9 protein-coding genes and 2 rRNA genes (1 of these 11 running past the window's edge) are annotated in these 11470 nt (G+C 60.4%); 4 read left to right on the forward strand and 7 right to left on the reverse strand.

The features are described from left to right. The first annotated feature begins 115 nt into the window (after positions 1 to 115). Positions 116 to 520 carry a serine kinase/phosphatase gene (locus tag KJY40_RS25625; RefSeq protein WP_230733526.1) on the forward strand — a complete coding sequence of 135 codons (405 nt, stop codon included), beginning with the start codon at positions 116 to 118 and terminating at the stop codon, positions 518 to 520. Between the two features lie 54 nt (positions 521 to 574). Here the strand turns inward: KJY40_RS25625 and rimI are convergent, their stop codons facing one another. Further along, positions 575 to 1027: a ribosomal protein S18-alanine N-acetyltransferase gene (rimI, locus tag KJY40_RS25630; RefSeq protein WP_007951758.1), complete on the reverse strand. Its 453-nt coding sequence runs from the start codon at positions 1025 to 1027 to the stop codon at positions 575 to 577. Beyond that, positions 1020 to 1763, reverse strand: a complete 744-nt coding sequence (locus KJY40_RS25635; protein ID WP_230737762.1) for an energy transducer TonB — start codon at positions 1761 to 1763, stop codon at positions 1020 to 1022. Before KJY40_RS25635 ends, rimI begins: the two co-directional genes overlap by 8 nt. A 231-nt stretch (positions 1764 to 1994) precedes the next feature. On the opposite strand from KJY40_RS25635, the gene mksB reads away from it, so the two are divergent. From mksB to mksF, 3 genes are read left to right on the forward strand one after another with little or no spacing between them, the layout of a single operon-like run. Beyond that, a complete protein-coding gene (mksB, locus tag KJY40_RS25640) occupies positions 1995 to 3275 on the forward strand; it encodes an Mks condensin complex protein MksB (RefSeq protein WP_162803847.1) in 1281 nt (426 codons plus the stop codon). Next, the gene (gene mksE, locus KJY40_RS25645) at positions 3265 to 3966 is read left to right on the forward strand and encodes an Mks condensin complex protein MksE (RefSeq protein ID WP_007951764.1); all 702 of its coding nucleotides are present in this window, start codon (positions 3265 to 3267) and stop codon (positions 3964 to 3966) included. The genes mksB and mksE overlap by 11 nt, the downstream gene beginning before the upstream one ends. Beyond that, positions 3963 to 6803 carry an Mks condensin complex protein MksF gene (gene mksF / locus KJY40_RS25650; protein ID WP_230733527.1) on the forward strand — a complete coding sequence of 947 codons (2841 nt, stop codon included), beginning with the start codon at positions 3963 to 3965 and terminating at the stop codon, positions 6801 to 6803. Before mksE ends, mksF begins: the two co-directional genes overlap by 4 nt. A 228-nt stretch (positions 6804 to 7031) precedes the next feature. Here the strand turns inward: mksF and KJY40_RS25655 are convergent, their stop codons facing one another. The 5 genes from KJY40_RS25655 to KJY40_RS25675 all read right to left on the reverse strand — a co-directional run. Next, entirely contained in the window at positions 7032 to 9335 is a 2304-nt protein-coding gene (locus KJY40_RS25655; RefSeq protein ID WP_230733528.1) for a PqiB family protein, read from the reverse strand. After that, positions 9328 to 9951, reverse strand: coding sequence for a paraquat-inducible protein A (locus KJY40_RS25660; protein ID WP_230733529.1), 624 nt, complete (start codon positions 9949 to 9951; stop codon positions 9328 to 9330). The genes KJY40_RS25655 and KJY40_RS25660 overlap by 8 nt, the downstream gene beginning before the upstream one ends. After that, on the reverse strand, positions 9938 to 10597 hold the full coding sequence (locus KJY40_RS25665) for a paraquat-inducible protein A (protein WP_230733531.1): 660 nt from the start codon (positions 10595 to 10597) through the stop codon (positions 9938 to 9940). The genes KJY40_RS25660 and KJY40_RS25665 overlap by 14 nt, the downstream gene beginning before the upstream one ends. A gap of 149 nt (positions 10598 to 10746) precedes the next feature. Continuing rightward, positions 10747 to 10862: ribosomal RNA gene (gene rrf / locus KJY40_RS25670) — 5S ribosomal RNA — on the reverse strand. Between the two features lie 151 nt (positions 10863 to 11013). Beyond that, positions 11014 to 11470 (reverse strand): 23S ribosomal RNA (locus KJY40_RS25675); it runs 2434 nt beyond the window's last position.

Here is an 11470-nt window from a genome sequence, read left to right on the forward strand (position 1 = left end):
GGTATGACAGTCGACCGCCCGTCGGGGTCACGCCGGGATCGTGGGTGATTTGCTTTGAATTTCTCAGGCGCCCGGTGAGTCCACCTCAGTAAGGCCCACAGTATGAGGATTTGCCATGACTGATTCACGACGTCCATACGATGCAGTGCAACCTGAGCCCATCGATGATAACGAAGACCGCATGGGTTCGGTGCATGAGCTGGACTTCGACGACGAACAGCCCAGTGCGAAGATCGGCGATGAACTGCCCGAACGCGAGCGCGAGCAGTTGATGCCCCGCGACCGCGTGCGCGAAGCCGGTTTCACCGGGGCATCGACCGCCGATCACGACCCCACCGACGATGACCTGAGCCCGGAAACCCTGATCCGTGAGGACGGTGCCCGGGATGCCCACGAACTCGGAGAAGGCAATCAGGCCGATTGGGATTTGAGCGTGGTCGGCGAGGACGATATCGGCGGCGGCAACGGGCTGGATGAAGCGGAGCTTGCGCGCCGCGATCCGCTGGATCGCAAGCGCTGAATTGTATTGCCTGACAGGACGCCATCGCGGGCTTGCCCGCGATGCTTTAACGCTTCAATCGACCAGGGTGCAGGCCATGACCACGGCATCTTCACGCCCGCCGACCGCCGGGTAGTAATCCCGGCGCCGGCCGATCTCGTTGAAGCCATAGCGCTCGTACAGGCGAAAGGCCGACGTGTTGCTGTCGCGCACTTCCAGGAAACATTCCCGGGCATCGGCGGCGTAGGCGCGGGACATCAAGTATTCGAGCAAGGTCAGCCCGAGCCCGCGCCCCTGGTTTTCCGGCTTGACCGTGATGTTGAGCAGGTGCGCCTCATCGAGAATGATCTGCACCACCCCGTGTCCCACTTGCTGCTCACCTTCGAACATCAGCCAGATCTGGTACTTGCCCAGGCCGTCGAGAAAAATCCCGCGGGTCCACGGATGGCTGTACGCGGCGAACTCAATCTTCAGCACAGCGTCCAGATCCGCTTCGGTCATCGGGCGAAACGATACAGCGTCACTCATTCGATTCTTTCCAGCGCGCCATCAGCCGACGCATGGCTTGCCACACGGCGGCCTTGCGCTGTGGCTCTTCCATCAACAATTCCAGCCCCGGCACGGCCCACGCCGAGCCAAGGCCCTCGATTTGCAACTCACGATTGAACGCTTCGGCATCCGCTTCGCCGGCAAAACGCACCGCCGGCAGGCCGATCAGCCACAGGCAGGCGCACGGCGCCGCCTCCATCTGCACCGACAGGAAACCCTGGACGAAATCCCGGGCCGCTTCCGGGCCCTGATCCATCGTGCCGCGGTTCAGCCATGGCCAGCGCACCGGCTCACCGACAATCTGCGGCGCGTCCGGCAGACCGGCGGCACGCAGCATGTCCTTGAGCAACAGATAAGCAGGATCGCGGGACTGGAAGGCTTCGCCTGTGGGTAACTCCACCAGCAGCAGACAACGGCCGGCGCGCAGCAATTGCAGGGCAAAACGCGGTGGCGGCACCGGCGCTGGTCTGGCGACGACCGGCGCTTCGTCGACCTCTTCCACTTTGGCAGCCGTGCGGGTGCTGGCCAGCGAAGGCCGCGGGACTTCGATCTTCGGCCGTTCGACCGGACGCGCGGCCGGCTGCACCGGCGCTTCGGCCGGGGCTGCCGGGATCACCGGCGCGGCAGTCTCGGGCTCGGGCATGTCCAGCAGCTCGGGCCGCGACGGCGCGGCAAAGGGCAATTCGGTGCGCGGCAGCCAGTTGACCACCTGCATGGCGTTCAAATAGGCGCGGCGGCGGGACTCGATTAGCAAGGGTCGGCCACTTGTGGATAACTGAAGTGCGCTGATTCTACCGCCCTTCGCTCAAGATCGCCCGCTGTTGATCGATAGTCTTGACCGATACCTTGACGCAAAGAAAAGCGACAGCCCGTCCCGAGAGTGAATCGCATCCTTCGTGATGCAGTACAATCGCGGCTTTTAATCGCCAACCAGCCGGCCATTCCGATGATCGAACCCAAGCGCGTCTTGCGCGCCCTCGCTGAACACTGGGCACTTCTGGAGCCACTGTGCGAGCACTTCGACCAGGGCACCCTGAGCCTCAACGAACTGCGCACGCAACTGGCCGCCCAGCAACTGGACAGCACGCCGCAGGACATCACCAGCCTGCTCGACGTGTGGATCCGCCTCGACATTCTGGTTCCCGTGGCGAAAAGCCCGAACCGTTTCGAGCTCAATGCGCAGATCCACGACTTCCTCGCCTACCTGCGCCGCGAGCACCGTCTGGGCCTGTGCCTGGAAATCGAAGCCTATCTGCGTCACCTCGAGCGTCTGGCCGGTTATATCCAGGATGCGTTCGACGTCCGCGACGGCAATGATCTGGCGCGTCAGCTGCGCCTGCTCGACATGCGCGTGCGCGACGTTCTGAAGAAACTCGACAACGACGAACAGGCGCTGGTGGCCGTGGCCGAACGGGCCAAGACCAGCGACCGGCAGATTCCGTTGCGTCAGCGTTATGCGGAAGTGCTGGCGACCTGGGACGAATACGTCGAGCCGATGATCGATCTGGTGAACGCCGACGGCGCCTTCGAGCAAGGCGTGCGCAAGGTCGAAACCGTGCTGCTGAAGATGCTCAGCGAACAGCAGCGCCTCGGCCATCTGGTCGATGACGACATGCTGCTGCGCACCCACGCGCGCATCCTCGAAATGCAGACCAGCGCCCAACTGACCCTGCGTCACGCCCGTGAACTGCTGCTGCCGCTGCGTGAAGAAGCGCGGCGACACAACGCCGTGACCCGTGGTGCTGCGCTGGCGCTGGCCGCGATCCGCCGCAAAGGCATCGACGCCGTGCCACAAGCGGCGATGCCGCTGTTCACCCGGCCGCAAAGCACCTTCCTCGGCAGCGCCAGTCAGGTTGAAGCCTACGTCTACGCCCTGGCCCGTTTCGAGCCGAAACCGGCGCGTTTCCCCAAGGCGCACAAGTCGCAGAAGACTGGCGATGCCCCACGTGCACCGCGCACCGTGCGCGAGATGGTCGACCGCTGCGAAGAATCCCTGCCGATGCCGGACCTGATGACCTGGCTGCTGGAGCAGGAACCGGACGGCGCGACCGACGAATTGCTTTATTGGTTCTCGCGTCTGTCGCGGGAAAAACGCTTCAAGCGCGAGCGTCTGGAACGCCGCGAATACCACACTCACGAGCACCAGGTCAGCCTGCGCTCCTTCGCCCTGCTCTCGGCCGGCGACACCGCCGCCGAGGATTCTGCGAGCATCCCCAATGCATCTTGATCTTTCCGAACTGTCACAACTCGCGCCGATCTTCCGCGAGCTGTTCAAGGGTTATCACGTCAGCCGCCGCGACCCGGAGCTGTACGCGCAACTGTCGAACTTCCAGGACCAGTACCGCACGCTGTTCAAGGCACTGGGCTTCGAACTGGTCTGCGACACCCGTGGTTTCTACTACTTCGTGCCGGACATGGCGGCTGCGGCGGTGAACAAGACTGCTCAGCGTCTGGCGCTGTTCACCTTCATCCTCGTCGAGCATCTGGCCGACCAGGGTCGCGATCCGATCGCCGTGCTCGATGGCGGCAGCCTCGGCCGCGAAGAACTGCCGTCGCTGCTGGAAAAGTACCGCGACCTGTTCATCCAGGCCGAAGTGCAGACCGTTGAAGAGCTCGAAGAAAAGATCATGCGCCGCATGACCCAGCTCGGTTTCGCCAGCGAGGAAAACGGCGTGTACCGTTTCCTGCCGCCGATGCACCGTTTCCTCGACGTCTGCCTGTCGGTGCAGCAAGACCGCGATCTGGCGGCCAGCGTGCACAGCGTTCTGCCACTGCCGGCACCCGTGCTGATCGACGAAGCCGCCGAGGCGAAATTCCTCGCCACTGACGATCCGCTCGATCTCAGCGAATTTGAAGAAGAGAGTGAAGAAGACGCACTGGCCCGCGCCATTGCCGAAGAACAGGAGTCCGACGCATGAGCCAGGAACGCTACGGCATCCGCCGCTTTGCCCTTTTGAACACCGCCGGTTACAGCCTCGGCCTGTTCCCGCTGGAAGAACCGCTGTCGGTCTACGGCGCGAACAACCTCGGCAAATCCGCCTCGATCAACGCCTTGCAGTTCCCGATTCTGGCGCGCATGTCGGACATGAGTTTCGGCAAGTACAGCCTGGAACAATCCCGGCGTTTCTACTTTGCCTCCGACACCAGCTACATCCTCGTCGAAGTGAACCTGCCCCACGGCCCGCACGTGATCGGCGTGGTCGGTCGTGGCCCGGGCGGTGGTTTCGGTCACCAGTTCTTTGCCTATGCCGGCAAGCTCGACCTGGCCCACTACCAGAAAAACGACACCTGCCTGCGTCAGAAAGAGCTATTCAGCAACCTTGAGAAAGAAGGCCTGAAGGCCTACGAACTCAAGCCGGATGAGCTGCGTCGCTTGCTGGTTGGCGGTCATACGTCGATCCCGCTGGATCTGACCCTGATCCCGCTGCGCTCCACCAGCGAGCAGAGCCTGAAGACTTTCCGCGCGTTGTTCATCAACCTGCTGCACATGCGCGAAATCACCGCAGCCAAGCTCAAGCAATTGTTCCTCGATGCCTTCGAACACAGCCTGCGTTCCGGCAGCGTCGATTACATCGCGGCGTGCGAAGAAGCCTTCCGCGATGTGCGGCGCATGGAACAGGACTACAACTCGCTGGTGGCTGCCGGCCCGTTGGTCGAAGCCTTGTCCAATGGCGTGAAACAGCGCGACGTGCTGCGCGGCAAACTGCATCGCCTGTCGCCGTTGCTCGACTCGCTGCTCGGCACCTGGTCGGACTACGCCACGGCGCGCAAGGAAGAGCTGACCATTCAGGCCGAACACTACCGTCGCGAGCAGGACGACCTGCAAAACGATCAGCGCGGCGGCACTCAGGAACTGATGCGTCTGGAGCGGGAAATCTCTGGCATCCAGCGCTGGCTCGGCGAGCTGTCCGTTCTGAAGAACCGCTTCGCGCTGGTCGATGACGTCAAGGTTCTGGAGCAGCAACTGCTGGCGGCCAAGGACGCTCACGACGAACTCGCCGGTGCGCTGGCGCAGTCCCGTCAGTTCAGTGCCGAGGATCTCGAAGAGCGTCTTCGCGATCTGGAAAAACGCCTGAAGTCGGTGAAACAGCAACTCGATCACGCCGACAACAACAGCTATGCCCGCCTGCGTGAAGAGTTCTCGCAACAGGATGTCGAGCGCCTGATGCGCCTGTTCAACAGTGCGCTGTTCAGCTTGCCGCTGGGCGAACACGGCATCACCCTCGACGAGAACGGCGAGTGGGTGAAATCCGTGGAGCTGATCCTCGACGGTTTCAAGGGCGAGCGTTTCGAAGTGCCGGGCCTGTCGATCGACATCTCGCACATCGAGCCTCCGGCTCTGCAAGCGCTGGCCGACCGTGCAGCGTTGCGCGATCAGAAAGAGCGTCTGGAAAAAGAGCTCAAGCAACTCAAGACCCAACAAGCCGTGGCCGCCGACCGTGCTGCGAGCAAGACCCAGACCGAAGCGCTGTACCAGCAGGTGCTGGATGCGCAGAAAGCTCTGGAAGATTTCCGCCGCACCCAGACCCTGAGCGCCGAAGAAAGCGACAAGCTCGAGCAACTGGCACAGATGGAAGCCGCGCAGGACGAACTCAAGCGTTCCAGCGATGCGTTCACCGAGCGCGTCCAGCAGCTGTCGGCCAAGCTGCAACTGGTCGGCCGGCAGATCGCCGACATGGAAGCCAAGCAACGCACCCTCGACGATGCCCTGCGTCGCCGTCAGCTGCTGCCTGCGGACCTGCCGTTCGGTACGCCGTTCATGGATCCGGTCGACGATTCGATGGACAACCTGCTGCCGCTGCTCAACGACTATCAGGACAGCTGGCAAGGCCTGCTGCGCGCCGATGGCCAGATCGAAGCGCTGTACGCGCAGGTGCGCCTGAAGGGCGTGGCCAAGTTCGATAGCGAAGACGACATGGAACGCCGCCTGTCGTTGCTGATCAACGCTTACGCGCACCGCACCGACGAAGCCCTGACTCTGGGCAAGGCTCGTCGCGCAGCCGTGACCGATATCGCGCGGACCCTGCGTAACATCCGCAGCGACTACGACAGCCTCGAGCACCAACTGGCGTTGTTCAACCGCGAGATCAACAAACGTCAGGTGTCCAACCTGCAGAGCTTCCGCATCGTGCTCGCGCCGAACAAGGAAGCACTCAAGCACATCGACCAGATCATCCACAGCGCCGGTCAGTACGAAGAAGGCGAAACCCTGTCGGTGTTCGACCTGAGCCAGAGCGCCGAGCAGGACAACAAGAACGAAGAGGCCAAGGAATACCTGGCGCGGCTGGTGGCGGCGAACCACAACCAGCTCGGCCTCAAGGACCTGTTCGAACTGGCGTTCGAGATCACCAAGGTCAATGGCCAGCCGGTAATCCACACCGACATCGACGGCGCGGCGTCCAACGGCACCACGATGACCATCAAGGCGCTGACCAACATGTACTTGTTGCTGCACCTGATGGACCGCGACCTGGCCGGTCGTGTGCGCCTGCCGTACTACCTCGACGAAGCGGCGGACATCGACGAGAAGAACCAGGCTGCGCTGCTGGAAACCAGCCTGCAACTGGGCTTCGTGCCGATTCTGGCGAGTGTGAAGCCGCAAGTCTGCGCCAGTGTCGCCATCGACCTGGAAGGCGGCAGCGGTCCTGCCGGCATCTACATCGACGAGGCGGACTGGAAGTACATCCGTCGCCACGATGTGGTGAAAGCCACCGTCAATGTCGAAGCGGATGAACCGGAGCTGGATGCGGTTTGATGCGTCACTGACGGGCACAAAAAAGGGCCGCGATCCATTGGATCGCGGCCCTTTTTCATGTCTCGGAATTTTGTGCTGAATGACAGGGCCTCTTCGTCGGATCGCCGCCCGAACCAAGCCCGCTCCCACAGGGATTGATGTCTTACACAAATTTGTATTCAACACAAAAACCTGTGGGAGCGGGCTTGCCCGCGAAGGCGTCCTCAACGACGCCTCATATTTCCCGGATTATTTGCCGAGGGGGATTTTCGGCGCCCAGGTCAGCCACTCGTCTTCGAACTTGTCGAACAGCGGGAAGGTTTGTTCGGCGCGCGCGGGGTTGCCCATCTGCTCGCCGTCCGGCGTGGCGAAGGCAATGCCGCCCTGAATAGCTGTCTCAAGCGACTCCGTGCGTACGGTCACGCCTTTGAACAGGCCGATGTCGAAACCGACGCCGCTGGTGTTCCAGAAACGGCTGCCGCTGCGCACCAACGGGGCGTATTTCGGCTCGATCAAGATGTGCACCAGTACGCGATCGGCGGTCTGGCCCAGTTCGTAACCGGTGACTTTGCCTACGGTGATCTCACGGTAGGTAACCGGCACGCCCGGCTTCAGCGAACCGCGACGGGCAGCGCTCAGTACCAGACTCAAGCCAGCTTCTTGCTTGGTGACTTCCGGCGCATTAGCCAAAGCAACGAAGTTTTTCTGCGGGCCGAGGTTCTTGGCCGCCGGTTGCACTTCGATGTACTGGCCGGTGACCAGGGTTTCCAGGTTCGAGGTCTTGATCAGCCCCAATTCCGGTTTGACCACCCAGAACTGGCTGCCGACCCGGGCGATCTTCTCCGGGACTTCGGTGATGCGCGCGGTGAGGATCACCGATTGCAGATCATCGGTCAGGTCGACACTTTCGATCTTGCCGACGTCCAGGCCCTTGAAACGAACCGGGGTGCCGCTGCGCAAACCGTCAGCGCGATCGACCTTGATGGTGACGACGACGCCTTTCTGATTCGCCTCATCATGGTTGGCAAACAGACGGAAACGCGGGATGCGCTTTTGCAGCGGTGCCTTGGCTTGCGGCGTTTCGAAGGCAATCCCCCCGGCCATCAGCGTCTGCAATGACTCGCTCTTCACCTGGATTCCGCCGGTCAGACCACCGGTCAGGGTGATACCGCTGACGTTCCAGAAGCGGGTCGAGGCGTTGACCAGATTTTCATATTCCTTTTCGATGTGCACTCCAATGACCAACTGTTTGCGGGTCTTGGAGAACTGATAGCTCTGCACCGAACCGACCTTGACCTGCTTGTACAGAATCGGACTGCCGACATCGATCGAGCCAAGGGCGTCGGTGAACAGCACCAGGTGCAGGCCCGGTGAACGCAGATCCAGCGGTGGCGCTTTTGGCCGCGCCTCGAATTCACGTTTCGGCGGTGAGCCTTTGTCACCCGGGCGCACAGCGATGTAGTTACCTTTCACAAGCGCTTCCAGCCCGGTGATACCCGCCAGGGAAATCGACGGTTTGACCACCCAGAACTGCGTGCCATCGACCAGATAGTCTTCAGCCAGTGGATCGAGGGTCAGCTCGGCCGTTGCGCTGTTCAGATCCGGATCGACTTTCAGTGCCTTCAGGTTACCGACCTGAATACCTTTGTACATTACGGGCGTGCGGCCAGCCTGCAGACCTTCGAAATCACTGAGTTTGACCTTGACCCGAATCCCCGCAGCGGCCGCATCGAAGTCTTCATAAAGACGGAACGGCAGGCTCGGATCGGTGGGCGGGCTGTCCTTGCGGTTCTCCGGCGTGGCGAAGGCGATACCGCCGGCGACGATGCTGGCCAGGGATTCGCTGCGCACTTTCACCCCGGACAGATTGGCGTCAATGCTGATGCCGCTGGCGTTCCAGAAACGGGTGTGTTTGTGCACCAGTTTGGCGTAGGTCGGTTCGATAAAGACCTTGAGCTCGACCGTGCTCTGGTCTTCCGACAGCACGTAACTTTTGATCTGCCCGACTTTGATCTGCTTGTAGAACACCGGGCTGCCGCGGTTCAGCGAACCGAGGCGATCGGCCTTGATCGTCAGGTGCAGACCGGGCTGTGAATCCGATAGCGGCGGCTCTTCGGCCAGGGCCTTGAACTTGCGGGTCGGCTCGCCTTCGCCGGGACTGATGGCCACGTAGTTACCCGACACCAAAGTTTCCAGGCCGGTGATCCCGGCCAGGGTCACGCTCGGCTTGACCAGCCAGAAACGGGTGCTGGTCTTCAGGTACTGATCGACATCCTTGTTCATCTCGATGGTTGCGATGACACCTTTGGAGTTGCCTTCGTCATCGAGCTTGAGGGCTTTCACCTTGCCGACCGGCATGCCTTTGTAGACCACCTCGGTCTTGTTGGCCTGAATGCCTTCACCGCTTTCAAACCGCACCTGAATCTCGATGCCGGTTTCGGTATAGGCACGCCAGCCAAGCCAACCACCGATAATCAAGGCGATCAGGGGCAGCACCCAGATGGCAGACCAGTTCGAAGCCGGTCGGGTTTTCGCTACAGGCAAATCAGTCATGGTCGGCGTCCGACTCCGTGTTATCCCAAATCAGTCGGGGATCGAAAGTGACAGCGGCGAGCATCGTCAGAATCACCACACTGGCGAAGGCGATGGCGCCAAGATTGGCTTCGACACTGGCAAGCCGGCCGAAGTTGACGACCGCCACCAGAATGGCGATCACGAAAATATCGAGCATCGACCAACGACCGATGAACTCGATGAAGCGGTACATCCAGATCCGCTGACGTGCGGACAACGGCTGGCGGCGCTGTACAGAAAACAGCAGCAGCGCGATGCCCACCAGTTTGAAGGTCGGCACCAGGATACTGGCGATGAATACCACGGCAGCGATTGGAATCATGCCGTGCTGGACCAGTTGGATGACACCGGACATGATCGTGCTCGGATCACCTTGGCCCAGAGAGCTGACGGTCATGATCGGCAGCACGTTGGCCGGGATGTAGATAATCGCGGCCGTGATCAACAGCGCCCAGGTTCGCGCGAGGCTATTGGGGCGCCGGGCGTGAACCAGCGCCCCGCATCGGGTGCAGGTCTGCACTTCGCTGTCGGTATCCTGCCGGTTCAGTTCGTGGCATTCGGTACAGATCAGAATGCCTGCATCAATCGCCCGCATGGGCATCCTCTCCTGATAACGCCTGCCAGATCTGGTGCGGTGACATCACCACTTCGAGCCAGACCTGAACCAGTAACAAGCCGATAAAACACGCCAGACCGAGGCCCACGGTGATAGCCGCCATGTCCGCCAGTTTGACGATCGCGACCAGCACGCCCATGAGGTAGACCTCGAGCATGCCCCAGTCTTTAAGGTGGTGATAAATGCGGTAGAGCAGCAGGCCATAACTGCGTCCGATGTTGAAACGGATCGTCAGCAACACGATCAACTGACACAGTAGTTTCAACAGTGGAATTGCCATGCTGCAAAGGAATACGACAACAGAAACACCGCGCATATCGGTGTTGAAAAGACCGATCACACCGCTCCAGACCGTGTCCTGCGACGATTGCCCGAGAACATTGAGCTGCATGATGGGTAAAAAGTTCGCCGGCACGTAAAGCAACAGCGCGGCAATGACCAGGGCGAGGCTGCGCTGCACCACGTTATGACGGTGAGCGTACAGTTCGTAACCGCAGCGTGGGCAGAGGGCTTTTTCGCCGTGAGCTAGCTCGGGCTTGCGCATCAGCAGGTCGCACTCATGGCAGGCCACCAAGTCATCCAGCGGTAAATCTGACAGCCCGGAAGCGTCAACCGAATCTGACATAAGGGCTTTGGCTCCGAAAAAGTAGGGATCTATTCTAGTGTTCTGATTCGAAAATAACTGTGCAAATTTGTTCGCCGACGCAAGCAAAAACTTTCCTGCGGACAAAACAAAACCCCAACTGCTTTCGCAATTGGGGTTTCGGAATTTAATCTTGACGATGACCTACTCTCACATGGGGAAACCCCACACTACCATCGGCGATGCATCGTTTCACTTCTGAGTTCGGGATGGGATCAGGTGGTTCCAACGCTCTATGGTCGTCAAGAAATTCGGGTACTGAGTCGTGGCCAGATGGCCTCGCTTCAGCAAATTGGGTATGTGACAGCTTTCGGTGTTTTGTGAGCGTCGAACTTTCGGTTCATTGCGTCTTCACACACCGCAATCTGGCCTTTCGACTCAAATTGCTTGGGTGTTATATGGTCAAGCCTCACGGGCAATTAGTATTGGTTAGCTCAACGCCTCACAGCGCTTACACACCCAACCTATCAACGTCGTAGTCTTCGACGGCCCTTCAGGGAACTCAAGGTTCCAGTGAGATCTCATCTTGAGGCAAGTTTCCCGCTTAGATGCTTTCAGCGGTTATCTTTCCCGAACATAGCTACCCGGCAATGCCACTGGCGTGACAACCGGAACACCAGAGGTTCGTCCACTCCGGTCCTCTCGTACTAGGAGCAGCCCCTCTCAAATCTCAAACGTCCACGGCAGATAGGGACCGAACTGTCTCACGACGTTCTAAACCCAGCTCGCGTACCACTTTAAATGGCGAACAGCCATACCCTTGGGACCGGCTTCAGCCCCAGGATGTGATGAGCCGACATCGAGGTGCCAAACACCGCCGTCGATATGAACTCTTGGGCGGTATCAGCCTGTTAT

The sequence above is a fragment of the Pseudomonas fitomaticsae genome (assembly GCF_021018765.1).
Lineage (GTDB): Bacteria > Pseudomonadota > Gammaproteobacteria > Pseudomonadales > Pseudomonadaceae > Aquipseudomonas > Aquipseudomonas fitomaticsae.

Excerpts from the sequence above, each read along its gene's own strand:
- KJY40_RS25665 (WP_230733531.1), bottom strand. The coding sequence starts at position 10,597 with ATGTCAGATTCGGTTGACGCTTCCGGGCTGTCAGATTTACCGCTGGAT.
- KJY40_RS25625 (WP_230733526.1), top strand. The coding sequence starts at position 116 with ATGACTGATTCACGACGTCCATACGATGCAGTGCAACCTGAGCCCATC.
- KJY40_RS25655 (WP_230733528.1), bottom strand. The coding sequence starts at position 9,335 with ATGACTGATTTGCCTGTAGCGAAAACCCGACCGGCTTCGAACTGGTCT.
- mksB (WP_162803847.1), top strand. The coding sequence starts at position 1,995 with ATGATCGAACCCAAGCGCGTCTTGCGCGCCCTCGCTGAACACTGGGCA.
- KJY40_RS25635 (WP_230737762.1), bottom strand. The coding sequence starts at position 1,763 with ATGCAGGTGGTCAACTGGCTGCCGCGCACCGAATTGCCCTTTGCCGCG.
- KJY40_RS25660 (WP_230733529.1), bottom strand. The coding sequence starts at position 9,951 with ATGCGGGCGATTGATGCAGGCATTCTGATCTGTACCGAATGCCACGAA.
- mksE (WP_007951764.1), top strand. The coding sequence starts at position 3,265 with ATGCATCTTGATCTTTCCGAACTGTCACAACTCGCGCCGATCTTCCGC.
- mksF (WP_230733527.1), top strand. The coding sequence starts at position 3,963 with ATGAGCCAGGAACGCTACGGCATCCGCCGCTTTGCCCTTTTGAACACC.
- rimI (WP_007951758.1), bottom strand. The coding sequence starts at position 1,027 with ATGAGTGACGCTGTATCGTTTCGCCCGATGACCGAAGCGGATCTGGAC.